Genomic DNA, 24,278 nt, shown 5'->3' with positions numbered 1-24,278 from the left:
TCTATCGAGAGGAGCCCCCGTGAGCTATGCCGACCTCGCCGCCTCGGCGCGTGGAAACATCGGACCCTTCTGCAGGGCGTGCCCCGTCTGCGACGGCCGCGCCTGCGCGGGCGTGATGCCCGGGCCCGGCGACAAGGGCACGGGCCGCGTCGCCGAGAGAAACTGGCGCGCCTGGCAGGACCTGTGCGTCAACATGGACACCCTGCACGGCCCCTTCTCGGCCGACACACGCGCGACGGTGCTGGGGCGCGAGCTCTCGCTGCCGGTGATGGTGGGCCCCGTCGGCGACGTCCAGCGCCACTACGGGGACGGCTACGACACGGTCTCGTACAACCGCTGCGTCCTCACCGCCGCCGCCGGGGAGGGGACGCTCGCCTGGACGGGCGACGGGCTGGACGCGGCGATCATGGAAGAGGCCTGCGGTCTCGTGGGCGAGCTGGGAGGGGCCGGCGTCCCCACGGTCAAGCCCTGGGACGAGGCAACGCTCGGCGAGAAGCTCGACCAGGCCCTCGCGGCGCGCCCCGCGGCGGTGGCCATGGACATCGATGCGGCGGGCCTGCCGTTCCTGCGCGGCCAGGTGCCTCCCGCCGGCGCGAAGTCGGCCGCGCAGATCGCGGAGGTCGCCGCGAGATGTCACGACGCGGGCGTCCCCTTCGTGCTCAAGGGCGTCATGACGGCCCGCGCGGCCGAGCGGGCCGCGGATGCGCGCGTCGACGCCATCGTGGTCTCCAACCACGGTGGCCGCGTGCTCGACGGGACCCCGGCCACCGCGGCGGTCCTCCCCGGGATCGTCGACGCCGTGGGGGACCGCGTCGAGGTGCTCGTCGACGGCGGCGTCCGCAGCGGGCTCGACGTCCTTCGCGCGCTCGCCCTCGGCGCGCGTGCCTGCCTCGTGTGCAGGCCCTTCGTCGTGGCCGCCTTCGGCGGGGGAGAGGACGGCGTGCGCGCGTTCATCCGCGAGCTCCGCTCCGGGCTTCAGGACGCCATGGAGATGTGCGGCGCGGCAACGGTGGGCGACGTGACGCGCGAGCTGCTCTGGGGGTAGCGTGCCCCTCTCGCGACGCCTGCCGTCGCCGCGGCGTGTCTTCCTCGCGCCACAGAAAAGACGCGAACCGGCCCTTGGCCGGTTCGCGTCGACAAATCATGGTGGGCCCAGCAGGATTCGAACCTGCAACCCAGGGATTATGAGTCCCCTGCGCTAACCGTTGCGCCATGAGCCCTCGTATGAAAAAGGCGGCGCCCGAGGCCGCCGCCGTCATTCACGTGGTGGAGATAAGGGGGTTCGAACCCCTGACCTCGTGACTGCCAGTCACGCGCTCTCCCAACTGAGCTATATCCCCGCTTGGTGCGAAAGAAACTATACCAGACTCGCCGCGTCGGTCAAGCAAGAATTTTAGAAGAGTAGGGGGAGGCGCTGGCGCACGGGACGACCGCTCGCCCGCGAGGTCGGCCAACCTTTCGAAAACCTCACTCTTTCGTATGCCTGGACGATGGCTTCTCGGCCAGCGGTGCGTCACAATTGGGGAAGTGGGAAGGGAGAGGGCCATGAGGGCGTTCCTGCGCCTCCTGGGCCGCCTGCTGGCGGTCCTTGTCGCCATAGCGCTCGTCGCAGCCGCCGTCGTGACTGTCAGGGGCTACGGGATGTATCGCGCCGCGCTCGATGAGACCCCCGTGGAGCGGGCCGTCGACGGGGTGCGCCGCTCGGACGGCTACGTGAGCGCGAGCGAGCTTCCCGAGGCCTACCTCAGCGCGGTCGTGGCCGTCGAGGACCACCGCTTCTACGACCATCCCGGAGTCGACCTCATCTCGGTCTGCCGCGCCGCCTGGCACGACCTCACCACGCTATCGCTCGAGCAGGGCGGCTCCACGATCACCCAGCAGCTCGCCAAGAACCTGTTCTTCTCGCAGGACAAGGACTTTTCGAGAAAGGTCGCCGAGGCGTTCATGGCATTCGAGCTCGAGGCGCGCTACAGCAAGGGCGAGATACTCGAGCTCTACGTGAACACCTCCTACTTCGGGCGGGGGCTCACGGGAATCGGCCCTGCCGCCCGGGGCCTTCTTGGGAAGGAGCCCGGCGAGATGAGCGTCTGCGAGTGCGCCCTCATGGCCGGCCTGCCCAACGACCCCGAGGCCCTCTCCGCCGACCCGGCGCGCGCCCGGGCCCGGCGCGACCTCGTCCTCGCCCAGATGGAGAGGTACGGCATGGCGGGGGGCGGGGTCGAGTGTCCCTGAGGACGGGCGTCCTGAGCTGGCATCTCCTTCACTCTCTCACATTCTTTCCGCCCTACGAAAAAATCTCGTGTGGCGAGGCCGAAGTTTTGGTAATATACCCCTTGCGCAAAAGCGCGGGCGATTGGCTCAGGGGTAGAGCACTTCCTTCACACGGAAGGGGTCGCTGGTTCGAATCCAGCATCGCCCACCATCGGGGATATAGCTCAGTTGGGAGAGCGCGTGACTGGCAGTCACGAGGTCAGGGGTTCGAACCCCCTTATCTCCACCATGTGAATGACGGCGGCGACTTCGGTCGCCGCCTTTTTTCATGAACCCGGCTTGGTTGACGCGCGCTTGTGAGGTCCGGGCTATGTGGCCGTTTTGCCTATAAGCCTCAAGTGACCGGTTTCGAACGTATGGGACCGGTTTTTCGTCCCCATACGTTCGAAACCGGTCACTTGCCCGAGGGGCTCGCCCGCGCGCCCGTCAGTTCGAGCACGCGGGCCGAGGGGATCGGCCCTAGAAGATATGTAGAGAGCGACTGGGACCTCTCTCTATGAACCAAGGGCCGCGCCAGCGGCGACGTGGGTTAGGCTCGAGTCGTGAGACAGGCCCGCCACAAGTCATAGGAGGTCCCAGCCATGATCTATCGTACCAGCGTCGGCCTCGACGTACACGCCCGCTCGATCGCCGCGGCGGCCTTCGTCCCGGAGACCGGGGAGGTCGAGGAGAGCTCGTTCGGCTACGACGCGGCCGCCGTCGCCGCGTGGGCGGCGGCCCTGCCGCAGCCCGCGCGGGCCGTCTACGAGTCCGGCCCCACCGGCTTCGACCTCAAGCGCTCCCTCGACGCCCTCGGTCTGCCGTGCGTGGTGGGCGCGGTGAGCAAGATGCTCCGGCCGGCCGGGGACCGCGTGAAGACTGACAGGCGCGACGCCGTGTTCCTGGCGCGCATGCTCGCGGTCGGCAACGTCGTCGAGGTGTGGTGCCCGACGCCCGGGCAGGAGGCCGCCCGCGACCTCGCCCGAGCCCGCGCCGACGCCCGGGACGACCTCATGGCGGCACGCCACAGGCTCTCCAAGATGCTGCTGAGGAAGGGGCTCGTCTACCCGGGGAAGAGCGCCTGGACCGCAGCCCACCGCGACTGGCTGCGCTCCATCGAGCTGCCGCTTTCGACCGAGGGGCTCGTGCTCTCGGAGTACCTGCAGCAGGTCGTCGCCTGCGAGCAGCGGCGCGACCGGCTCGACGCCGCCATCGCCGCGCTCGCCGCGACCGACGAGTGGCGCCCCGTCGTCTCCCGGCTCTCGGCCGTGCGCGGCATCTCCACCGTCACCGCCTTCTCCGTGGCCGCCGAGATCGGCGACTTCTCGCGCTTCCCGACGGCCCCCTCGTTCATGTCCTACCTCGGCCTCGTGCCCTCGGAGGGCTCGTCGGGCGGCTCGGTCGCGCGGGGGCCGATCACGCGGACGGGCAACGCCCACGTCCGGACGCTGCTCGTCGAGGCCGCCTGGCACCACGCGCGCAGATGGAGCCCCCTGCTGCCGACCGAGGTCGCCGCGCGCCGGGGGATAGGCCCGGAGGCCGCTCGCGTCGCGGCGGAGGCCAACCGGAGGCTCCACTCGAAGGCGGAGCGGCTGAGGAGGAGGGGCGTGCGCCCCGCGAAGGCCAACGTCGCCGTCGCGCGCGAGCTCGCCGGCTTCGTCTGGGCCCTCGCCAACTGCGAGGGCTGACAAACCGCCGACCCCCGGGGCGCAGGCGCCGGGCGGGCGATGGGGAGAACCGCGATGCCGCTATGCGCAGCCCCTGGCGACGCGCGATCCTAGAAAGCGGGTGCCCCGCGCCGGACAGATCGGAATGCGCCACGACGCGCGGATGTCAGACTGGAGATCGCTGAAGCCTTCCGGCTCTCCGCCGCGCCGCCGCCCCGGATCGGAGCATAGCGAAACCGTCCCAACCCGCACCTCCGCGGGCCGGGACGGTCTTGCCTCTTGACAGGTTGATCTACATATCAGCGGCCCGTGACGGCGCGGCGCAGCATCATGACGTAGGCCGTTGCCCCCTCGGGCCTCAGGTGGGTCCCGTCGTCCCAGAAGTACTCGTCGTGGCCGGCGCTCTCGCCGTACCAGTCGATCACCTCGACGTTGTCATACTGGGCGGCGATGTCCCAGAAGAGCTGGTTGTTGATGTCCTGGAGGGGCAGGGGGACGCGCGTCGTCACGAGATAGACGCGCCGGTCGGGGCCGGCGGCGTCGAGGAGGGCGCGGACCTGGTCCTCCCGCGCGACACCGTTGTTTCCGAGCGCGAAGATGACGACGTCGGCCCCGTGGCCCTCGGAGACGCTGCGGTTGTACGCCTCCAGCCCGACGGGGAGCTGACGCCCGATCTCGGCGTCCATCCAGCCGTTGGGGAAGACGCGGGCAAACTCGGACTCGGTGCCGAGGGCGACGGAGTCGCCGATGAGGAGCACGCCCGCATCCGTGGCGCCCGTCTCGACGTCAACGTCGAAGCTCATCCGGTTGATCGTGTCAAGGGCCGACGCAAAGGCGGTGCCCGCGAGATAGGTCCCCGCGACGTCGTAGCCCTCGGACTCGGGGTCGAACGCGGCCTCCTGGGACTGCGCGTCCTGCCGCTGGTCCGACTGGCCCGCAGGCTGGCCCGCCGGGACGGGGAAGAGCGTGACGGCCAGGACCGCGACAAGGGCGACCATCTCGGCGCCGAGGGCAATGCGCGACTGCCCGAGGGCGACGGGCGCCCCCACGCCCCGCTCGAGCACACGATACGACGCCTCCGCGGCGAGGACGATGACGGCGAGCTCGAGCGCCCACCCCCACCATGGGAGCTCGGTCGTGCGCGTGGCGGGGTTCATGACGAGGAGGAGCGGGTAGTGCCAGAGGTAGAGCGCAAAGCCTCGCGCCCCGGCGGCGGAGAGCGGACGGAGCCCGACCAGGCGGGCGAGCAGGCCCGCGGGTCGGCTGAGGATCCCGACGAGGGCCGCGGAGAGGACGGAGACGAGCGCGATGCCGCCGCGGTAGACAACGTCCGAGTAGCCGTTCAGCAGCGCCATCATGGCGGCGACCGCCGCCACGCAGCCGACCCCTGCGAGGTCGTACGCCCAGCCCGGCAGCTCGCGCGAGCCGCCGGTGCGGGAGGGGATCCGAAGGGACCAGCCGCGCCCGCGGGTGAGAAGCGCCGCGAGGGCGCCCACGAGCAGCTCCCCGGCGCGCGTGTCCGGCCCGTAGTACACCCGCGCGGTGTCCGCGAGCGGGTCGTAGAGGGCGGCCATCTCAACGAACGAGGCGAGCGCGAGGACGGCCACGATGGCGCACGCGGTCCTCCTGTGGCGCACGGCGCGCGAGAGCAGGAGCAGAACGAGCGGCCACACAAGATAGAACTGCATGGTGACGCCGACGAACCAGAGGTGCGTGAGCGGCGAGGGGAGGCCGGCCGCCGCAAAGTAGGGGACCTCGCGCACGATGTAGAAGAGGTTCTCGAAGAAGAGGAGCGCGGGAACGGCGTCGGAGCCGACCTTTGGGACGAGCGGCGGCGAGAACAGCGCGCAGAGCACGGCGGCTGCGCCGACGACGACGAGCATGGAGGGCAGGAGGCGGCCGACGCGGCGCAGCAGGAACCTCGGGTAGTCGAAGGAGCCCTCGCGGGCGATCTCCCGCTCGATCGAGAGGGTGGTGAGATATCCCGTGAGGACGAAGAACACGCTCACGCCGAGGTAGCCCCCCGGAAGCCACGAGGGGTTGGCGTGGTAGACGATGATGGCGGCTATGGCGAGGACGCGAAGGCCGTCGAGCGCGGCGACCCTCCTGGTGCCTGAAGTCATGGGCGACGGCCCTCCGTGCGGTCGATGGTCGGGTGAGGTCTCAAGGGCCATTCTATAGTTCCTCGCCTGCGTGACGTTGCACCACACGTTGAATGCTCAAAGACTCCCGCGCCGGGGCTCGGGGAGCGGGTGGGGTTGCGCTATCCTGAGGCTCGCACCCAACGAGAGGATGGTATGGGCAGGAGAAGATCATTCGCGCCGGCGCTCGTCGCGCTGGCCGTCATCGCCGCCGTTGGCGTCGCCGCCTGGGCCGCGTGGCCCTCGCTCATGCAGGCGGGCCCTGACGACAGGGCGGAGCCCGGCGTTGCCGTCGGGGAGGTCAGCGACCGGCCCGCCCCCGGGTCGGGGGAGGGCATCGAGCCCGAGGGCGGCCGGCCTTCGCTCGACGAGCGCGTCTCCGAGGCCGTCTCAGGGATGACGCTCGAGGAGAAGGTCGCGCAGCTCTTCGTCGTGCGACCCGAGGACCTCACGCACGTCGGGACCCAGGTCGCCGCCGGCGAGGCCACGCGGGCCGCGCTCGAGGAGCTCCCGGTCGGGGGCATCTGCTACTTCGCGCAGAACCTCGTCGACCCTGACCAGACGCGCGAGATGCTCTCGAACACGCAGGCCTACTACGAGGAGGTCACGGGCCTGCCGTGCTTCCTCGCCGTCGACGAGGAGGGCGGGACGGTCCTGCGCGTCGGCTCGAACCCGGCCTTCGGGGTGGAGCGCATCGGGGACATGCGCGACGTCGCCTCTGACGAGGAGGCGCGCCAGGTCGCCGTGACCATTGGGTCCTACCTCACCGACCTCGGGTTCAACGTAGACTTCGCGCCCGACGCGGACATCGCCGACGTCGAGGGATCCACGCTCGGCCTCCGCTCCTTCGGGGCGAGCGCCGAGGTCGTCGCTCCGCGCGTGAGGGCGCAGGTGGAGGGCTTCCTCTCCACGGGGATCCTCTGCAGCGCGAAGCACTTCCCGGGCATCGGCGGCGCCGTCGGGGACTCGCACGACGGCACCATCACGGCAGACACGACCGTGGAGGAGCTCAGGGCGAGCGAGCTCGTCCCCTTCGAGGCCGCCATGGACGCGGGCGTCCCGTTCGTGATGGTCGGGCACATCACCCTCCCTAACGTCACCGGCGACTACGTCCCCGCCTCGCTCAACCCCGCGATCGTGCAGGGGATCCTGCGCGACGAGCTCGGCTATGACGGCATCGTCATCACCGACTCGCTCAGCATGGGCGCCGTCGTCGAGGAGGTCGGCTATGACCGCATCGGCGTCCAGGCGCTGCTCGCCGGCGTCGACATGGTCCTCATGCCCGCGGACCTCGAGGCGGCCTATCAGGGGATCCTTGACGCCGTGGCATCCGGGGAGCTCTCCGAGGAGCGCATCGACGAGTCGGTGACGCGCATCGTGAGGACGAAGCTCGAGCTCGCAGGTTAGGTCGTCTGAGGCGCCCGCGACAGGGGGCGGAGGGGCTGGCGTCGTTCGACGCGGTGAGGGCCCCTTCGCCCCCTCCTCACGTCTATAATGGACGGGTTTGCATCGCGAAGGGAGTGACATGGCCCCATCCGAGAACCCGTCTGAGCTCTTCGGGCTCAGGCTCGCCCACGTCGGCATCAACACCACCACGCCCGAGGACGCGGCGTCCACCGCCGACGCCCTCTGCGCCCTGCTCGGCATCGAGCGCGGCGAGGAGCCCTTCCCCGTGTCATCGTTCGCCGGCAGCCTCGTCGAGGTCATGAACAACGGCGGACGCGGGAGCAAGGGCCACATCGGCCTGCACGTCGACGACATCGAGGCCGCCCAGGCCTGGTACGAGGCACGCGGCGTCGAGTTCAACGAGGCCTCGCGCACGCTCTGCCCCGACGGCTCCGGCCGCACCTACCTCATCTACTTCAGGGAGGAGATCGCCGGCTTCGCGATCCACCTCACCATCGCCTAAAAGGGGCCAGGCCCCTTTTAGGCGACTTTCGACTTTCGGGACGGGAAACCAGGGAAGACACACGTGATCGCACTCGCAGACAAGATAACCAAGTCATTCGGCGGCAGGGTCCTCTACACCGGGGCCACGCTGCAGCTCAACGCGGGGGAGCGCTGGGCGCTCGTCGGGCCCAACGGCTCGGGCAAGACGACCCTCCTGCGCATCATCATGGGTGAGGAGAGCCCAGACGAGGGCACCGTGAGCTTCGCCCGCGACGTCACGGTGGGCTACCTCGAGCAGGAGACCCACCTCGCAGGCGAGAAGAGCGCGCTTTCCGAGGTGGTGGACTCCGCCCACGAGGTGAAGGAGATGGAGCGCCGCGTGCGCGAGCTCGAGCGCAAGATCTCCGAGACCGCCCCCGGAGACGAGCTCGACCGCCTGCTCGAGCGCTACGGCGCGGCCCAGGACCGCTTCGAGCGCCTCGGCGGCTACGAGCTCGAGGCGCGCGCCCGGCAGATCCTCGCCGGCCTCGGCTTTCCCGTCGAGGACTTCGACAAGCCCGCCTGCGACTTCTCCGGCGGCTGGCAGATGCGCATCTCGCTTTCCAAGCTGCTGCTGCGCCACCCCGACCTGCTGCTGCTCGACGAGCCGACCAACCACCTCGACCTCGAGAGCGTCCGCTGGCTCGAGCAGTTCCTCGCGGGCTACGACGGCGCCGTGCTTCTCGTCTCCCACGATCGCGCCTTCATGGACGCCTGCGTCTCCCACGTGGCAGCCGTCGAGAACCGCCGCATCACGACCTACACCGCCAACTACTCCGGCTACCTCAGGCAGCGCGAGGACAATCTCGAGCAGATGAGGGCCAAGCGCGCCGCCCAGGAGCGCGAGATCGCGCACATGCAGGTCTTCGTGGACAAGTTCCGCTACAAGCCCACGAAGGCCGCTCAGGCCCAGGAGCGCATGAAGAAGATCGAGCAGATCAAGAGCGAGCTCGTGATCTTGCCCGAGGGTACCAAGAAGGTGCACTTCTCGTTCCCCGAGCCACCGCGTACCGGGGACGAGGTCGTGAGCCTCGAGGGCGTCTCCAAGTCCTTTGGCGAGAACCACGTCTACTCGGGCGTGGACCTCAAGCTCTACCGCGGCGACCACGTGGCGCTCACCGGCCCCAACGGAGCCGGCAAGTCCACGCTCATGAAGCTCATAAACGGGCTGCTCGCGCCTGATGAGGGCACGGTCGAGCTGGGCAAGAACGTGACGAAGGCCTACTATGCCCAGCACCAGCTCGAGCAGCTGAACGAGGCCAACACCGTCCTCGCCGAGATGGACACGGTGGCAGCGGGCTGGACCACCTCCGAGGAGCGCCGCCTGCTCGGCGCGTTCCTGTTCCACGGCGACGACGTCGAGAAGCGCGTGGGCGTGCTCTCCGGCGGCGAGCGGGCGCGCCTGGCGCTCGCCAAGATGCTCGTGGCGCCCGACCCGCTGCTTCTGCTCGACGAGCCCACGAACCACCTCGACATCGACTCGGTCGACGTGCTGGAGCGCGCGCTCGTTGACTTCAAGGGCACGATCGTGCTCATCTCCCACGACGAGCACCTCGTGCGCGCCGTGGCAAACAAGGTCGTCGACGTCCGCGACCACAGGGTGACCGTGTACGACGGCGACTACGACTACTTCCTCTTCAAGCGTGCCGAGCTCGAGGCCCGCGCGGCGGGGGAGGCGACCCCGGCGCCCGTCGCCGCCAAGGCGGCGGCCGAGGCCGCGCCCGCCACCGGACGCAACGTCAAGACCCGCGAGCAGCGCCGCGCCGAGGCCGAGGAGCGCAACCGCCGGAACCGCGCGCTCAAGAAGGAGCGCGACCGCCTCAGGCAGGTGGAGGCGGCGCTCGAGCCCGCGCAGGCGCGCCTCGCGGAGCTCGAGACCCTCATGGCGGACCAGGAGCTCTACAACGACGCCAAGCGCTTCGACGAGTGCATGTCCGAGTACGCCGCGCTCTCGAAGAAGGTCCCGGCCCTCGAGCAGGAGTGGCTCGAGCTCACCGAGAGGCTCGAGGAGGAGGGGGCCTCGCTTGGCTAGCGCCCTCGCATCGCGCCTGCCGCGAGCCGGCGCCGCCGCATGCCGCGCGCTTGCCGCCGTGCTCGTCGCCCTCGCCGTCGCCGACGCCGTCCTGCCGGCGGGGGCCCGCACGTCGCTGCTCCCGCTCAACGGGCTCGCCTCCCGCCTCCTTCCCGGCCCCATTTCGGGACTCTTCGTGTTTCAGACGCCCCTCGGGGGCGCGCTGCGGGGCGACTTCGTGCTCGCTGCTATCATGTTGCTCGCGCTCGCCTGGGCGCTGGGGCGCGCATCCGCCTCGATGCGCCGACGCGAGAGGGGATAGCCGTGGGGTACCTGACCGACAGGGTCGCGTCGATCGCCATCACCGTCGTGCTCGTCATGGCGTCGGCCATCGTTCACGAGGTGGCGCACGGCTGGGCGGCGCTGAGGCTCGGCGACCCCACGGCCAAGGAGGCCGGACGGCTCACGCTCGACCCGCGCGCGCACCTCGACGGCTTTGGCTCCATCGTCCTGCCCCTCATCATGGCCCTCGCCGGGGGGCCGGTCTTCGCGTTCGCGCGGCCCGTTCCGTACAACCCGTCCAGGCTGCGCCACCCGCGCCGCGACGAGGTCCTCGTCGCCCTCGCGGGACCCGCCTCGAACCTCGCGCAGGCGGTCGTGGGCGCGGCGCTGCTCGGGCTCCTCGACCGCTCCGTCGCGTGGATCGCCGCAACGTCGGCAGGGCTCGAGGTCGCGTACTGGGCGTACGCCATCCTGCTCGCCTACGTGCGAGTGAACCTCGTCCTGTGCTTCTTCAACCTCATCCCGCTGCCGCCACTCGACGGGTCCAAGGTCGTTCTGTTCTTCCTCACGGGGAGGGCCCGGGCGAGGTACTACGAGCTCCAGGGCTACTCGATGGCCATCCTGCTCGCCGTCCTCTACGTCCTTCCCGGCCTCCTGCACGTCGACCCGCTCTCGTCCTACCTCGACGCCACGGCGGGCACCGTCATGCGGGTCCTTCTCGGCTGGGCGGTGGGCTAGGTGTCGTACCGCGTCCGGACGCAGGCATACTCGGGGCCCTTCGACCTCCTGCTTCAGCTCGTGACGAGGCAGAAGGTGACGATCGGCGCCATCTCGATCTCGGAGGTCGCCAACCAGTACCTCGAGGAGGTCGAGCGCATGCGCGACCTCGACCTCGACGTCGCGAGCGACTTCGTGCTCGTGGCCTCGACCCTGCTCGACATCAAGGCCGCCTCGCTCGTCCCCGACGAGCCCCTCGTGCGCGTCCCGGCCGACGACGAGGAGGATGACGACCTCGCCGACCTCTCGCCCGACGAGGCGCGCGAGGTCCTCATCGCCCGCCTCGTGGCCTACAAGCAGTTCAGGTCAGCCGCGGCATCGCTCGCCGCGCGCGCGGAGGCGGAGGGGCGCATGCACCCCCGGACCGTCGGCCCCGACCCGGACTTCCTCGGCCTCATGCCGGACTACCTGGAGGGCATAACGCTCAGGAGCCTCGCCGTCATCTGCGCCGACATAGACTCCAGGCGCGAGACGTTCCTGCTCGAGGCCGAGCACGTGGCCCCCCGGCGCCTGCCCGTGGCCCTCACCATCGCCGCGGTCGACCGCGTGGTCCGCGCGCGCGGCAGCGTCTCGTTCAGCGAGCTTTTGGACGGGCAGGACGACGCCGAGACCGTCGTCGCCAACTTCCTGGCCGTGCTCGAGCTCTACAAGCGCGGGCTCGTCCGCGTGCGGCAGGACGAGCTCTTCGGGGAGATCGACGTCACCCACGTCGAGGGCGCGGAGGCCTACCAGCCCGAGGTGGGCTACGATGATGGAGACGACGCCTAGGGGCGCGGCCGCGCCGCGGCGTCACGTACGGAGGGAGGGCTCGTGAGCGGGCTCGAACGCATGGAATCCGGATCGCTCAAGGGGCTGCTCGAGGCGCTGCTCCTCGTCTCCGACGACTCGGTCCCCGCGACCGAGCTCGCGCGCGCCGCGGGCGCCGAGCCCGGCGAGGTCGCCTCCGCGCTCGCGGAGCTCGCGGCCGAGTACGCGGACGCGAACCGGGGGTTCCAGCTCCGCGAGGTCGCGGGCGGCTGGCGGCTCTTCACCCACCCCGCCTACCATGACGAGGTCGCCGACTACGTCCTCTCCTGGGACACCCGCCGGCTCTCGCAGGCCGCCCTCGAGACGCTCGCCGTCATCGCATACCACCAGCCCGTCACCCGCGAGGGGGTCCGCGCCATCCGCGGCGTCAACTCCGACGGCGTCATAGGCTCGCTCAAGGAGAAGGGCCTCGTCCGCGAGGTCGGCCGCGAGCGGGACCGCGGCCAGGCCCAGCTCTGGGGCACGACGCGCCTGTTCCTCGAGCACTTTGGGCTGAGAAGCCTCCGCGACCTGCCCCCGCTCGAGGACTTCGCCCCGGACGAGGAGTCGCGCAGGTTCATCCGCGAGCGGCTCTCGGGGCGCTCCATCGGCTCGACCCTCGAGGAGACCGAGGCCGACCTCGAGGAGGAGTCGGACCTGCTTGGCCCCGAAGGCGATCCCGACGGCCCGGACGAGGACGCGCGCGATGAGTGAGCCGCTGCGCGAGAGCGGCGTCTACCCCATGCGCCTCCAGCGCTTCCTCGCGCGCGCCGGCGTCGCGAGCAGGCGCGGCTCGGAGCGGCTCATGACGGCCGGCCGCGTGCGCGTGAACGGCGTCGTCGTGACCGAGCTCGGGAGCAAGGTCGACCCGGAGAGAGACGTCGTGACCGTCGACGGCATGCCCTGCCGGCTCGAGGCTCGCCCGGTCGACATCGTGCTCAACAAGCCCTCCGGCTACGTGACCACCATGAGCGACCCGCAGGGGCGTCCCACCGTGGCCGAGCTCGTGCCCGCCCGCGAGCACCCGGGGCTCTTCCCGGTGGGTCGGCTCGACCTCGACACGACGGGCCTTCTGCTCTTCACGACGGACGGCGACCTCGGCCAGGCGCTCCTCCACCCGTCGCGCCACGTCGAGAAGCACTACGTCACCCTCGTCTCGGGCACGCCCTCCGAGCGCGACCTCGACCGCCTGAGACGCGGTATCATGCTCGAGGACGGGCCTGCGGCCCCGGCCGGGGCCGCAGGCCCGTCCTCGAGCATGATACCGCCGTCCGCCCCGCCCCGCGGGGCGGACGGGGGGCGGGGAGCCCAACGCGGTCGTGGGGATCACCATCCACGAGGGCCGCAAGCACCAGGTGAAGAAGATGCTGCTCGCGGTGGGGCATCGCGTCCTCGCGCTCCATCGGGACGCCTTCGGCCCTCTCGGGCTCGCGGGGCTCCCCGAGGGCTCGTGGCGCGAGCTCAGCGAGGCCGAGTCCCGCGCGCTGCGCGAGCGGCCGGCGGGACGCCCCTCCCGGAGCGGCCCCGGGCGGCAGGAACGAAGATTGGGGATTCGATGATCGTTGCCATCGACGGGCCCTCGGGCTCGGGAAAGTCATCGGTCGCGCGCGAGGTCGCGCGGCGGTGCGGCCTTACCTACCTCGACACGGGGGCGATGTATCGCTCGGTCGCCCTCGCCTGCCTCGATGCGGGCGTCGACCCGGAGAAGGAGGACGCCGTGGCGCGCGTGGCGCGTGGCGCGCGCATCGAGTTTCTCGCCGACGGGGACGCCCAGCGGGTCCTTCTCGACGGGCGTGACGTGACGAGCCAGATCCGCACCCCCGAGGTCGAGCTCGCGGTCTCCCCGGTCTCGGCCAACCCGCGCGTCCGCGAGACCATGGTCGAGCTCCAGCGCGCCTTCGGCGCGAGCGGAGACGTCGTCGCCGAGGGGCGCGACATCGGCACGGTGGTGTTCCCGGCCGCCGACGTCAAGGTCTTCCTCAGCGCCTCGCCCGAGGCCCGCGCCCGCCGGCGCGCCGTCCAGCGCGGCGGCGGCAACCTCGCGACCGGCGACGTCGTTGCCGTCGACGCGGACGCCGAGCGCGCGATCCTCGCCGACCTCGTGCGCCGCGACGCATACGACTCCAGCCGCGAGGCGTCCCCGCTGCGCCCGGCCGCCGACGCGCGCCACATCGACTCCTCCGAGCTCTCCTTCGAAGAGGTCGTCGCCGCCATCATCGCGCTCTCGCCGGAGCTTGCGGCGCGCGAGCAGGGGAGGCGCTCATGAGCGAGAGGGACGCGCGCGGCGAGAAGGGCGGGCGCATGCGCGCCTTCGCCGGAAACACCTTCGACGACTACTACGACCACGACCTGCGCGACCACCCGCTGCCCGGGCGCCTGCTCATCGGCGCCGTCGTGCGCATCCTGTGGCTGGTGACCAAGCTCCTGTGGCCGTGGCGCATCGAGCGGGCCGAGCGCCTGCTCGGCGACGCGCGCGGGCGCGTGATCATCATGAACCACGAGTCCATGCTCGACCCCGTCGTCGTGGTGGTGACGATGTGGCTCGCCCACGTCCCGGTGCGCATCGTCTACAAGAGCGAGTTCGACAAGCTGCTCCCCGCCACCTGGCTCTTCTCGCGTGCGGGCGGCTTTCCCGTCGAGCGCGGCACCGCCGACATGAAGGTCGTCCGGCGCGCCCGCGCCATGCTCTCCCGCGGGGAGTGCGTCCTCATCTACCCCGAGGGGACGCGCGTCCGCGACGACGCGGAGCAGCAGTCCCACGGGGGCTATGCGATCATGGCCCAGCTCGCCAAGGCGCCGGTCCAGCCCGTCGCGATCGTCGGCGCCCGCCGCCTCCGCTTCCGCCGCCCCGTCTACGTGAGGGTCGGCGACCCGATCGAGTGGTCGGACCTGCCCGCGGGCAAGCGCAAGGAGCAGCTCGCCGAGATGGAGCGCGTCGGCATGGCGCGCGTCTACGAGCTGCGCGACGCCCTGCGCGATGACCACCCGGGGGTGGAGTGATGGCGCCCGAGATCCGCGTCGCCGCCGAGGCGGGGGCCTGCTACGGCGTCGAGCGCGCGCTTCACATGGTCGAGGCGGCCGCCGACGAGCGCTCGGGGGCCGTGCACACCCTCGGACCGCTCATCCACAACCCCCGCGTCGTCTCGGGGCTCGCGGCCCGCGGCGTCGACGCCGTGAGCTCGCCCGACGAGGCCGCGGGGGACACCCTGCTGCTGAGGACGCACGGAACCGTCCCCGAGGAGGAGGCGCGCGCCCGCGAGCTCTGCTCGCGCGTCCTCGACGCCACCTGCCCTTTCGTGAAGAAGGTGCACCAGGCGGCGGAGCGCCTCTCGCGCGAGGGCTATCAGGTCGTCGTGGTGGGGGAGGCGGGGCACCCCGAGGTGGAGGCCACGCTCCCGCACGCGCCCGGGGCCGTCGTCGTCGGCTCCGCCGAGGAGGCCGCCGCGCTCCCGCACGCGCGCAAGGTCGGCGTCGTCGTGCAGACGACGGCGCGCCGGGTCCTTCTCGCCGAGGTCGTCGAGGCCCTGCTCGGCGTCGCCGAGGAGGTGCGCGTCATCAACACCATCTGCGAGGCCACCTCCGGCCACCAGGCGGCAGCCGACGCGCTCGCCCGGGAGGCCGACGTGATGGTCGTCATCGGCGGGCGCAACTCCGCCAACACCACCCGGCTCGCCGAGATCTCCGCGGCGAGCTGCCCCCGCACGCATCACGTCGAGGGCGACGACGAGCTGAGGCCGGAGTGGTTCGAGGGGGCCTCGCTCATCGGCATCACCGCCGGCGCGAGCACGCCCGCGAGTCAGATCGAGGCCGTCCGCGCCGCGATCGAGCGCATGGTGGAGGGGTAGCGAGCGCACGTTCTTCTCGCCCACGGCAAATTACGCGCAAAATTGTACCGGTGCGTTTTTTGACTGGGCATAGAGATAGTTGTGCTTGTTTTTGTACGTTATTGGTGCGCGGGATGCATCGGGCGAGAAGAACGGGGACAGCCGATGGTGGATCAGAGACGCGCGGACTACGCCTCGACGAGGGACCGGGCGCTCGGCGCCTGGGTCGCCGCCGTCGAGGAGGGGAGCCCCGCCTGGGAGGCCGGCATCGAGCCCGGCATGCGCATCGACCGCGTGAACGGCGTCGTGCCGCGCGATCTCATCGACTGGCGCTGGGAGGCCGACGGGGCCGCCTGCGAGCTCGAGGTCTTTGACCCCAGCGACGGCACCACGACGCCCTGCGAGCTCTGGCGCGAGCCGGGCCAGGACTGGGGCATCGACTTCACCGACGTCCTCTTCGACGGCATCCGCACCTGCGTGAACGCCTGCCAGTTCTGCTTCATGGCGATGCTCCCGCCCGAGGCGCGCTCGACGCTCACCCTGCGCGACGACGACTACCGCCTCTCCTTCCTGCAGGGCAACTTCGTCACGCTCACCAACGTCTCCGACGAGGAGGCCGAGCGCATCGTCGCCTGCGGGCTCTCGCCGATGAACGTCTCCATCCACGCCATCACGCCCGAGGTGCGCAGAAACCTCATCGGCCGCCGCGCCGACCGCGGCATCGAGGTGCTCGAGCGGCTGCTCGAGGGCGGCATCGAGGTGCACGCGCAGATCGTGCTCTGCCCGGGCATCAACGACGGCGCGGAGCTCGCCGCCACGCTCGACTGGGTTGAGGGGCGGGGCGGCATCACCTCGCTCGCCGTCGTGCCCCTCGGCTACACCAAGCACAGCAGGCGCTTCAAGAGCTCCTACTCGGACGACGTCGAGGCGTCGCGCGCGGTGGTGCGCCTCATCGAGCCCTATCAGCGGCGCGCGCGGGAGACCCTCGGGATCACGCGCTTCCAGCTCTCCGACGAGTTCTACGTCGACGCGCGCCTGCCCGTCCCTCCCGCCGAGACCTACGACGGCTACCCGCAGTTCTACGACGGGATCGGCATGCTCAGGAGCTTCCTCGACGAGACGGCGCTCGTCGCGCGGGAGCGCGCGGCTGACCTTTGCGCCGTCGACGGGGCGCTTGCCGAGAGGGGCCTGCGCCTCGAGCTCGTCTGCGGCGAGGCGGCGGCCGGGACCATCGACGCCTTCTGCCGCGCGCTCTCTCCCGCCGGCCGCGCGTCGACGCGCGCCATCAGAAACGACTACTTCGGCGGCGACGTCAACGTCACGGGCCTCATCGTCTCCGAGGACCTGCTCGCCCAGATGCCCGACGACCTCTCCGGCGCGCTCGTCGTGCTCCCCGAGGTCATGTTCAACTTCGATCGCCTCACCCTCGACGGCGACACGCAGGACCACATCCTCGAGGAGCTCCGCCGCCGAGGCGCCCTCGTGACCGTGAGCGTCCCGAGCCCCGGCGACTACCTCGACGCCCTTCTCGTCGTCCTTGGGCTGGCGTAGCGCGCGCCAATTACGTCGCGTTCGTCTGCCACATGTGCTCAATGTGGCAGACGAACGCGACGTAATTGGCGCGCGTGGGGGTTTTGCGCGCTCACGGGTCAAAACCGACCGCTCGTGGTATCCTTGCGACACCAATGGAATAGCAAGGAGACCAGATGCCTAAGCCCGTAGTCGCCGTGGTCGGCCGGCCCAACGTCGGCAAGTCCACGCTCGTCAACCGCATTGCGGTGAGCCGCGACGCCATCGTCCACGAGTCGCGCGGGGTCACGCGCGACCGCTCGTATCACGACGCCGACTGGAACGGCCGCGACTTCACCCTCATCGACACCGGCGGCATCGAGTCCGCTAAGTCCAAGGACGTCTTCGCCCCGCGCATTCGCGAGCAGGCGCTCATGGCCTGCGAGGAGGCCGACGTCATCGTCTTCGTCGTCGACGGCACGACCGGCGTGACCGACGAGGACGAGGAGGTCGCGCGCGTCCTGCGCCGCGTCGACAAGCCCGTGTTCCTCGTCGTCAACAAGAAGGACGACCCCGCCACCGAGCAGGACGGCCTCTGGGACTTCTACGCCCTCGGCGTCGGCGAGCCCCGCCCGCTCTCCGCCGGCCACGGCCACGGCACGGGCGACCTGCTCGACGACATCGTCGCCGCCTTCCCGGAGCAGACCGAGGACGAGCCCGAGGACGACATGCTGTCCCTGGCCATCGTCGGGCGCCCCAACGTGGGCAAGTCCAGCCTCGCCAACCGCCTCGCCAACAAGAAGCGCTCGATCGTGTCCGACGTCGCGGGCACCACGCGCGACGCCATCGACACCGTGATCGAGTGGAAGGGGCAGCCCATCAAGCTCGTCGACACGGCGGGCATGCGCAAGAAGACGCAGGTCCACGAGGACGTCGAGTACTACAGCCTCGTGCGGGGACTCCAGGCCATCGACCGAGCGGACGTGTGCCTGCTCGTCGTGGACGCCACGATCGGCGTCACCGAGCAGGACCAGAAGGTCGCCGGCATGGCCATCGACCGCGGCTGCGGCCTCGTGCTCGTGCTCAACAAGTGGGACCTCGTGGAGACCGAGCAGCAGAGGAACGACGTCGTCGCGTCCATCGACAAGCGCCTCGCCTTCGCCCCGTGGATCCCCACCGTGAACGTCTCAGCCCTGACCGGCCGCGCCACGGACAAGGTCCTCGAGCTCGCCGTCCGCGCCGCGGCGGCCCATGCCGCCCAGCTCAGGACCACCGAGCTCAACGACCTTCTCGCCGAGATCCGCGAGGGCGGCCACACCCGCTCGGAGCGCGGCCGGCGCCTCAAGATCCAGTACGCCACGCAGACGGGCTCCAAGCCCCCCGTCATCTCCTTCTGGTGCAACGCGCCGGACCTCGTCGACGACAACTTCGAGCGGTTCCTCGAGAACCGCCTGCGCGCCCGCTTCGACCTCGTCGGCACTCCCGTGCGGCTCCGGTTCCGCCGCAAGTCCGAGGGAGGCGATCGCTGATGGGGGAGCTCGCCCTCTGGACGGCGCTGTTCGCCGCCGGCGCCTACCTCGTCTGCGGCATCCCCTTCGGCCTCGTGATCGCCCTGGCCATGGGCCACGTCGACGTGAGGACCGTCGGGTCGGGCAACATCGGGACCACCAACGTCGCCCGCTCGGTGGGCAAGGGCGCCGCGGCCGCGACGCTCGCATGCGACGTCCTGAAGGGCCTCGTCTGGATGCTCGTCTCGCGCTGGGCGATCGCCGCGCTCGCCCTGGGCGGCGACGTCGCCTCGCTCGACCACACCACCCTCTTCGGGACCGCGATGTCGGTCATGTTCCTCGCCTGCATCCTCGGGCACGTCTTCTCGCCGTACCTCGGCTTCCACGGGGGCAAGGGGATCGCCGTCGGCTTCGGCGCGGCGCTCGGGCTCTTCTGGCCGGTCGGGCTGGGCGCGCTGCTCGTCTTCGTCCTTCTCGCCGTGCCCACGCGCTACGTGTCGCTCGGCTCGCTCGCCGCGGCCGCGTCGCTTCCCGCGTGGTGCGCCCTGCTCGGGTTCCCCGCGGTCTCGATCGCGCCGGTCGTCGTCGCGGCCGTGGTCGTCATCTGGTCGCACCGCGAGAACGCCCGTCGCCTCATCCACGGCGAGGAGCGCCGCTTCTCGTTCCACAAGTCGGGCGAGAGGGTCGAGGGGGCCGAGAAGAGCGACGGTGAGGCTCGATGAGCGCCCGCGCCGGGCGCGTCGCCGTCATCGGGTCCGGCTCGTGGGGGACCGCGATGGCCGGGCTTCTCGCGCCGCGCTGCGGAGAGGTCGCGCTCTGGTGCCGTGACGCCGCCGTGGCCGACGCCATCAGCGCCACGCGCCGCAACCCGCGCCACCTCGTCGACTACGAGCTCCCGGGAAACGTCGTGGCCACGTCCGACCGCGCGTGCGCGCTCGCGGGCGCGGAGGTCGTCGTCCTCGCCGTCCCCTCCTCGTACCTGAGGGGGACGTGCGCCTCGCTCGCGGGCCTCGTTCCCGACGACGTGCCCCTGCTCGTGCTCACGAAGGGGGTCGAGGTCGGCACGAACGAGCTCATGCTCGACGTCGTCGCGGACGAGCTCGGCCACCGCGAGCGGATCGCCGTCCTCTCCGGCCCCAACCATGCCGAGGAGGTCTGCCTCGGCAAGCTCTCCGCCGCCGTGCTCGCCTCCGAGACCCCCGAGGTCGCGAGCCGCCTCCAGGGGCTCGTCGTCAGCCAGAGCTTCAGGGTGTACGTCTCCGGCGACGTCACGGGCGTAGAGATCTGCGGCGCCATCAAGAACGTCGTCGCCATCGCCTGCGGCGCGGCGGTCGGGTTCGGGGCGGGGGACAACGCGCTCGCCGTCATCATGACGCGCGGGCTCGCCGAGATCGGCCGCGTCGCGGCGGCGCTCGGCGCCGACCCCCTCACGCCGATGGGCCTCGCCGGCATGGGGGACCTCGTGGCGACCTGCACCTCGCGCCACTCCCGCAACCGCACCTTCGGCGAGGCCCTCGCAGGCGGGGAGACGCTCGAGTCCTACGAGGCCCGCACGCACATGGTCGTCGAGGGCGCGCGCGCCGCCGAGAGCGTGCTCTCGCTCGCGCGCTCACGCGGGGTGGAGGTCCCCATCACCGAGGCGGTCCACGCCGTCCTCCACGGCAGGCTCGACGTGACCGCGGCGACGGACGCCCTCCTTGGGCGGCGCCCCACCGAGGAGTTCTACGGAATCGCAACGCAAGACAAGGAGAACGCATGATGAACGATGAGATCAGGGTCGCCCCCTCGGTCCTCTCCGCCGACTTCCGCCGCCTCGCCGACGAGCTCGCCGACGTCTCCACCGCCGACCTGCTGCACTACGACGTCATGGACGGCCACTTCGTCCCCAACCTCTCGTTCGGCATCGACCTCCTGCGCACCGTCAAGTCCGCGACGGAGCTTCCCGTCGACGTCCACCTCATGATCTCCAACCCCGACGAGATGGTCGAGAGGTACCTCGACGCGGGCGCGGACGTCGTCTCCTTCCACTACGAGGCGACCTCCCACGCGCACCGGCTCGTCTCGCTCATCAAGGACCGCGGAGCCAAGGCGTCCGTCGCCATCAACCCGGCGACGCCCGTGTGCCTGCTCGAGCCCATCCTCTGCGAGCTCGACATGGTCCTCGTCATGACCGTGAACCCGGGCTTCGGCGGCCAGCGCTTCATCGAGTCGTCCCTGCGCAAGCTCCGCCGCCTGCGCCGCATGTGCGACGAGCAGGGCGTGAGCCCCGCGATCGAGGTTGACGGCGGCATCACGGCGAGAAACGCCGCCGAAGTCGCGGCCGCCGGGGCCAACGTCCTCGTGGCGGGCAGCTCCGTCTTCGGCGCCGCCGACCGCGCCGCCGCGATCGCGGCGATCCGCACGTCCGGCACGAGCGGCACGTCGAGGAGGGCGTAGCCGCCGTGACGAGCCCAACCTATCTCGACTACGCCGCCTCGGCGCCCGCGCGCGAGGAGTCGCTCGCCGCGGAGCGCGCCTACGAGGCGAGCGAGATCGCCGGGGCAAACCCCAACTCGCTCCACACGCTCGGGCGCGCCGCCGCCCGCGCCCTCGACGGCGCGCGGGCCGACGTCGCGCGCTGCGCGGGCGGCCGCTTCAGGCCGTCGGACGTCATCTTCACCTCGGGCGGCACCGAGTCGAACAACCTCGCGGTCCTCGGGCTCGCCGAGGGGGCCCGGTCCCGCGACTCGCGCCGTCGCACCGTCGTGCTCTCCCAGATCGAGCACGACTCGGTCCTCGACCTCGCCCCGGTCCTGCGCGACCGCGGCTTCGAGGTGCGCCTCGCCGGCGCCGGCGCCGACGGGGTCGTGCGGCCCGAGGGGCTCGAGGGGCTCGTCGACGGGAGCTGCGCCCTCGTCTCGGTGATGGCGGCCAACAACGAGACCGGCGCCTGCCAGCCCGTGGGCGCGCTCGCCCGCGCCGCTCACGCCGCCGGCGCGCTCTTCCACACGGACGCCGTCCAGGCCTTCGGGCACCTTCCGCTCGACCTCTCCGAGGTCGACGCGGCGAGCGTCGCCGCCCACAAGCTCGGCGGCCCCGTCGGCGTGGGCGCGCTGCTCGTCCGCGGGCGCGCTCCGATGAGGCCGCTCACGTTCGGCGGGGGGCAGGAGCGCGGCATGCGCGCGGGCACCCAGGACGTGCGCGGCGCGCTCGCCTTCGCAGCGGCCGCCCGAGCGGCCTGCGGGGCGCTGCCCGGGGCCGCCGCCGACGTCTCCCGGCGCGCCGACGCGCTCGTCCGCGCCCTCTGCGCGCCGGGCAGCGGCATCGTGGAGACGACGACGCTGCCCTACGACGGCTCGTCGCGACTCCCCGGCATCGTCAGCGTGATGGTGCCCGGGCTCGACTCCGAGACGCTCGTCCTCGAGCTCGACCAGGCCGGCTTCGAGGTCTCCGCAGCCTCGGCCTGCTCCTCCGGCTCGCTCGACGCGAGCCACGTCCTTCTCGCCATGGGCGTCCCGCGCGAGAGCGCCCTCGGGTCGCTGCGCGTCTCGTTTGACGAGCGCGTCGCCGGACAGGACCTCGAGCGCCTCGGCAGGGCGCTTCTCGAAATCGTACGTGACCATGCCGGCGACCGACGTCGCGGGCGCAGATAGCAAGGGGAACCGATGACCGAAGCAGCAGCACTCCTCTCCCTCCAGGACCTCGACCTCAGGCTCCTCAAGCTCGCCTCGAGCCTGGCCAAGATGCCGCAGCAGGCCCGCCTCAAAACCATCGAGCTCGCGCGCAAGAAGGTCGCCGCCGAGCTCACGGGCATCATCGGGCAGCGCAAGGACGCGCAGATAGAGATCGAGGAGACCGAGGCCGAGCTCGCGCACTACCGTGAGAAGTCCGCCGAGGTCCAGGCCCAGGCGGACTCCGGAGCCCTCACGCACCGGGAGCTCCGCGACTACGAGCGCCAGCTCACCTCGCTCGCCAAGCGGATCGAGAAGTGCGAGTTCGCGCTCGGCCCCGCGCACGAGCGGCTCGAGCGGCTCGAGCGCGCGGAGCGAAACGCCCGGCGCACCGAGGAGCGCATCGAGTCCGAGCGCGCGGCCACGCAGGCCTCGCTCGACGAGGGCTCGAAGAGCATCAGGGCGGAGATCGTCTCCCTCTCCCGGGCGCGCGAGGCTGCCGCGGCCGAGCTCTCCGCCGAGCACCTTGCCGCCTACGAGGCGGCAAGGAAGCGCTTCAGGGGCCTCGCCGTCGAGCGGCTCAACGGCAACGTCCCCTCGGTCTGCCGCGTGAAGCTCCAGCCCAGCCAGTTCCACGACCTCTCCCACGGGGACGAGATCACGGAGTGCCCGTACTGCCACCGCATGCTCATCACGTCCGAGGAGGGGCAGGAGTGAGCGGGGAGGGGACCGCGGCGCGCGAGGGCCGCAGGCCGCGCGTCCTTCTCGCCGTCTGCGGGGGGATAGCTGCCTACAAGGCGTGCGAGGTCCTGAGGGGCCTCCAGAAGGCCGGCTGCGACGTCCGCGCGACGATGACCGCCGACGCGGAGCGCTTCGTGGGGACGGCCACCTTCGAGGCGCTCTCCGGCGCCCCCGTGGCGACCTCGCTCTACTCCTACCCCGGCTCGCCCATCCCGCACATCGAGCTCGCCGAGTGGGCCGACGCCGCCGTCGTGGTGCCGGCCACGGCCAACGTCATGGCCAAGATGGCCTGCGGGATCGCCGACGACTGCCTCACCACGACCATCCTCGCCTGCCCGTGCCCCGTGCTGGTGGCCCCGGGCATGAACGTCCACATGTGGCAGAACCCCGCCACGCAGGCGAACGTCGCCACACTCCGCACGCGCGGCGTGAGCTTCGTGGGCCCCGACAGCGGTCGGCTCGCCTGCGGCGACGTGGGCGAGGGCAAGCTCGCGGGCGTGGACGAGATCGTCTCCGCCGCGCTGGCGCTTCTCGTCCCGCACGACCTCGCCGGCGTTCGGCTGCTCGTGAACGCCGGCCCCACGCACGAGGCCATCGACCCCGTGCGCTACATCGCCAATCGCTCCACGGGCAAGATGGGCTACGCGATCGCGGCGGCCGCCGCGCGTCGCGGCGCCGACGTGACGCTCGTCTCCGGCCCCACGTCGCTTGCCGCGCCCGCCGGCGTGCGCCGCGTGGACGTCGAGAGCGCCGCGCAGATGCACGACGCCATGCTCTCCGCGTTCGCGGACGCCGACGCCGCCATCTGCAGCGCCGCCGTCGCCGACTACACGCCCGCCGCGCCGGCCGACCACAAGCTCAAGAAGTCGCGCGAGCGCCTGGAGGCGATCGAGCTCACGGAGACCGCCGACATCCTCGCCGACCTCTGCGCCGTCAAGGGCGGGCGCGTCGTCGTGGGCTTTGCCGCCGAGACCGACGACCTCCTCGCCCACGCCACGGAGAAGCTCCGCCGCAAAGGGGCCGACCTCATCGTGGCCAACGACGTGAGCCGCCCCGAGTCCACCTTCGGGGCGGACACCAACCGCGTGGCGCTCGTCTCCGCCGCCGGCGTGGAGCAACTCGAGACCATGCCGCTCGCCGACGTCGCCAACGCCATCCTCGACCGAGTCCGCAAATAAGGGACGTGTTTTTTCTCTCAGAGAA

Annotated in this window: 22 protein-coding genes and 4 tRNA genes; 23 read left to right on the top strand and 3 right to left on the bottom strand. The window is 71.2% G+C overall.

The genetic code is table 11. The features are described 5' to 3' along the window. The first annotated feature begins 19 nt into the window (after window positions 1-19). The gene (locus BQ7391_RS08360) at window positions 20-1,045 is read left to right on the top strand and encodes an alpha-hydroxy-acid oxidizing protein (protein WP_075280183.1); all 1,026 of its coding nucleotides are present in this window, start codon (window positions 20-22) and stop codon (window positions 1,043-1,045) included. A gap of 99 nt (window positions 1,046-1,144) precedes the next feature. Here BQ7391_RS08360 and BQ7391_RS08355 read toward each other — a convergent pair. Continuing rightward, window positions 1,145-1,220 (bottom strand) — tRNA-Ile (locus BQ7391_RS08355). A 44-nt stretch (window positions 1,221-1,264) separates the two neighbouring features. Next, window positions 1,265-1,340: transfer RNA gene (locus tag BQ7391_RS08350), tRNA-Ala, on the bottom strand. Between the two features lie 205 nt (window positions 1,341-1,545). Here BQ7391_RS08350 and BQ7391_RS08345 point away from each other — a divergent pair. The 4 genes from BQ7391_RS08345 to BQ7391_RS08330 all read left to right on the top strand — a co-directional run bounded on the left by BQ7391_RS08345 (window position 1,546) and on the right by BQ7391_RS08330 (window position 3,938). After that, window positions 1,546-2,232 carry a biosynthetic peptidoglycan transglycosylase gene (locus tag BQ7391_RS08345; protein WP_075280182.1) on the top strand — a complete coding sequence of 229 codons (687 nt, stop codon included), beginning with the start codon at window positions 1,546-1,548 and terminating at the stop codon, window positions 2,230-2,232. Between the two features lie 115 nt (window positions 2,233-2,347). After that, window positions 2,348-2,422 (top strand) — tRNA-Val (locus BQ7391_RS08340). 2 nt (window positions 2,423-2,424) lie between these two features. Next, window positions 2,425-2,500: transfer RNA gene (locus BQ7391_RS08335), tRNA-Ala, on the top strand. Window positions 2,501-2,852: 352 nt separating this feature from the next. Continuing rightward, on the top strand, window positions 2,853-3,938 hold the full coding sequence (locus tag BQ7391_RS08330; protein WP_075278793.1) for an IS110 family RNA-guided transposase: 1,086 nt from the start codon (window positions 2,853-2,855) through the stop codon (window positions 3,936-3,938). 278 nt (window positions 3,939-4,216) lie between these two features. Here BQ7391_RS08330 and BQ7391_RS08325 read toward each other — a convergent pair whose 3' ends face one another. Next, complete coding sequence (locus BQ7391_RS08325) at window positions 4,217-6,040, bottom strand: acyltransferase family protein (RefSeq protein WP_075280181.1); 1,824 nt, start codon at window positions 6,038-6,040, stop codon at window positions 4,217-4,219. A gap of 174 nt (window positions 6,041-6,214) precedes the next feature. Between BQ7391_RS08325 and BQ7391_RS08320 the strand changes: the two genes are divergently transcribed. From BQ7391_RS08320 to coaBC, 18 genes are all read left to right on the top strand, one after another. Then, window positions 6,215-7,465, top strand: a complete 1,251-nt coding sequence (locus BQ7391_RS08320; RefSeq protein WP_075280180.1) for a glycoside hydrolase family 3 protein — start codon at window positions 6,215-6,217, stop codon at window positions 7,463-7,465. 118 nt (window positions 7,466-7,583) lie between these two features. Continuing rightward, a complete protein-coding gene (locus BQ7391_RS08315) occupies window positions 7,584-7,967 on the top strand; it encodes a VOC family protein (RefSeq protein WP_075280179.1) in 384 nt (127 codons plus the stop codon). A gap of 63 nt (window positions 7,968-8,030) precedes the next feature. Continuing rightward, entirely contained in the window at window positions 8,031-10,019 is a 1,989-nt protein-coding gene (locus tag BQ7391_RS08310) for an ABC-F family ATP-binding cassette domain-containing protein (protein ID WP_075280178.1), read from the top strand. Then, a complete protein-coding gene (locus BQ7391_RS08305) occupies window positions 10,012-10,320 on the top strand; it encodes a hypothetical protein (protein WP_075280177.1) in 309 nt (102 codons plus the stop codon). Before BQ7391_RS08310 ends, BQ7391_RS08305 begins: the two co-directional genes overlap by 8 nt. A 2-nt stretch (window positions 10,321-10,322) precedes the next feature. Then, window positions 10,323-11,018, top strand: a complete 696-nt coding sequence (locus BQ7391_RS08300; protein ID WP_235858651.1) for a site-2 protease family protein — start codon at window positions 10,323-10,325, stop codon at window positions 11,016-11,018. After that, the gene (locus tag BQ7391_RS08295) at window positions 11,019-11,825 is read left to right on the top strand and encodes a segregation and condensation protein A (protein ID WP_075280176.1); all 807 of its coding nucleotides are present in this window, start codon (window positions 11,019-11,021) and stop codon (window positions 11,823-11,825) included. A 60-nt stretch (window positions 11,826-11,885) separates the two neighbouring features. Continuing rightward, complete coding sequence (gene scpB, locus BQ7391_RS08290) at window positions 11,886-12,557, top strand: SMC-Scp complex subunit ScpB (RefSeq protein WP_200799631.1); 672 nt, start codon at window positions 11,886-11,888, stop codon at window positions 12,555-12,557. Continuing rightward, window positions 12,550-14,109 (top strand): (d)CMP kinase, encoded by a 1,560-nt coding sequence (gene cmk / locus BQ7391_RS12635; protein ID WP_235858650.1) that lies wholly within the window; start codon window positions 12,550-12,552, stop codon window positions 14,107-14,109. Before scpB ends, cmk begins: the two co-directional genes overlap by 8 nt. Continuing rightward, a complete protein-coding gene (locus BQ7391_RS12500; RefSeq protein ID WP_200799596.1) occupies window positions 14,106-14,843 on the top strand; it encodes a lysophospholipid acyltransferase family protein in 738 nt (245 codons plus the stop codon). The genes cmk and BQ7391_RS12500 overlap by 4 nt, the downstream gene beginning before the upstream one ends. Next, window positions 14,843-15,688, top strand: a complete 846-nt coding sequence (ispH, locus tag BQ7391_RS08270; protein WP_075280173.1) for a 4-hydroxy-3-methylbut-2-enyl diphosphate reductase — start codon at window positions 14,843-14,845, stop codon at window positions 15,686-15,688. Before BQ7391_RS12500 ends, ispH begins: the two co-directional genes overlap by 1 nt. A 144-nt stretch (window positions 15,689-15,832) precedes the next feature. After that, window positions 15,833-17,218, top strand: a complete 1,386-nt coding sequence (locus tag BQ7391_RS08265; protein ID WP_075280172.1) for a DUF512 domain-containing protein — start codon at window positions 15,833-15,835, stop codon at window positions 17,216-17,218. Window positions 17,219-17,373: 155 nt separating this feature from the next. Further along, window positions 17,374-18,705, top strand: a complete 1,332-nt coding sequence (gene der / locus BQ7391_RS08260) for a ribosome biogenesis GTPase Der (RefSeq protein ID WP_075280171.1) — start codon at window positions 17,374-17,376, stop codon at window positions 18,703-18,705. Next, window positions 18,705-19,406 (top strand): glycerol-3-phosphate acyltransferase, encoded by a 702-nt coding sequence (locus BQ7391_RS08255; protein WP_075280170.1) that lies wholly within the window; start codon window positions 18,705-18,707, stop codon window positions 19,404-19,406. The genes der and BQ7391_RS08255 overlap by 1 nt, the downstream gene beginning before the upstream one ends. After that, window positions 19,403-20,443: an NAD(P)H-dependent glycerol-3-phosphate dehydrogenase gene (locus tag BQ7391_RS08250; protein WP_075280169.1), complete on the top strand. Its 1,041-nt coding sequence runs from the start codon at window positions 19,403-19,405 to the stop codon at window positions 20,441-20,443. The genes BQ7391_RS08255 and BQ7391_RS08250 overlap by 4 nt, the downstream gene beginning before the upstream one ends. Continuing rightward, window positions 20,440-21,120, top strand: coding sequence for a ribulose-phosphate 3-epimerase (rpe, locus tag BQ7391_RS08245; protein WP_075280168.1), 681 nt, complete (start codon window positions 20,440-20,442; stop codon window positions 21,118-21,120). The genes BQ7391_RS08250 and rpe overlap by 4 nt, the downstream gene beginning before the upstream one ends. 5 nt (window positions 21,121-21,125) lie before the next feature. Continuing rightward, entirely contained in the window at window positions 21,126-22,316 is a 1,191-nt protein-coding gene (locus BQ7391_RS08240) for a cysteine desulfurase family protein (protein WP_075280167.1), read from the top strand. A gap of 12 nt (window positions 22,317-22,328) precedes the next feature. Further along, window positions 22,329-23,051 carry a zinc ribbon domain-containing protein gene (locus BQ7391_RS08235; protein WP_075280166.1) on the top strand — a complete coding sequence of 241 codons (723 nt, stop codon included), beginning with the start codon at window positions 22,329-22,331 and terminating at the stop codon, window positions 23,049-23,051. After that, complete coding sequence (coaBC, locus tag BQ7391_RS08230) at window positions 23,048-24,253, top strand: bifunctional phosphopantothenoylcysteine decarboxylase/phosphopantothenate--cysteine ligase CoaBC (RefSeq protein WP_075280165.1); 1,206 nt, start codon at window positions 23,048-23,050, stop codon at window positions 24,251-24,253. Before BQ7391_RS08235 ends, coaBC begins: the two co-directional genes overlap by 4 nt. Window positions 24,254-24,278: the final 25 nt, after the last annotated feature.

The sequence above is a fragment of the Thermophilibacter provencensis genome, from assembly GCF_900128445.1.
GTDB lineage: Bacteria > Actinomycetota > Coriobacteriia > Coriobacteriales > Atopobiaceae > Thermophilibacter > Thermophilibacter provencensis.
The sequence above is the reverse complement of the archived record's forward strand: the minus strand, read 5'-3'. Positions and strand labels throughout refer to the sequence as shown.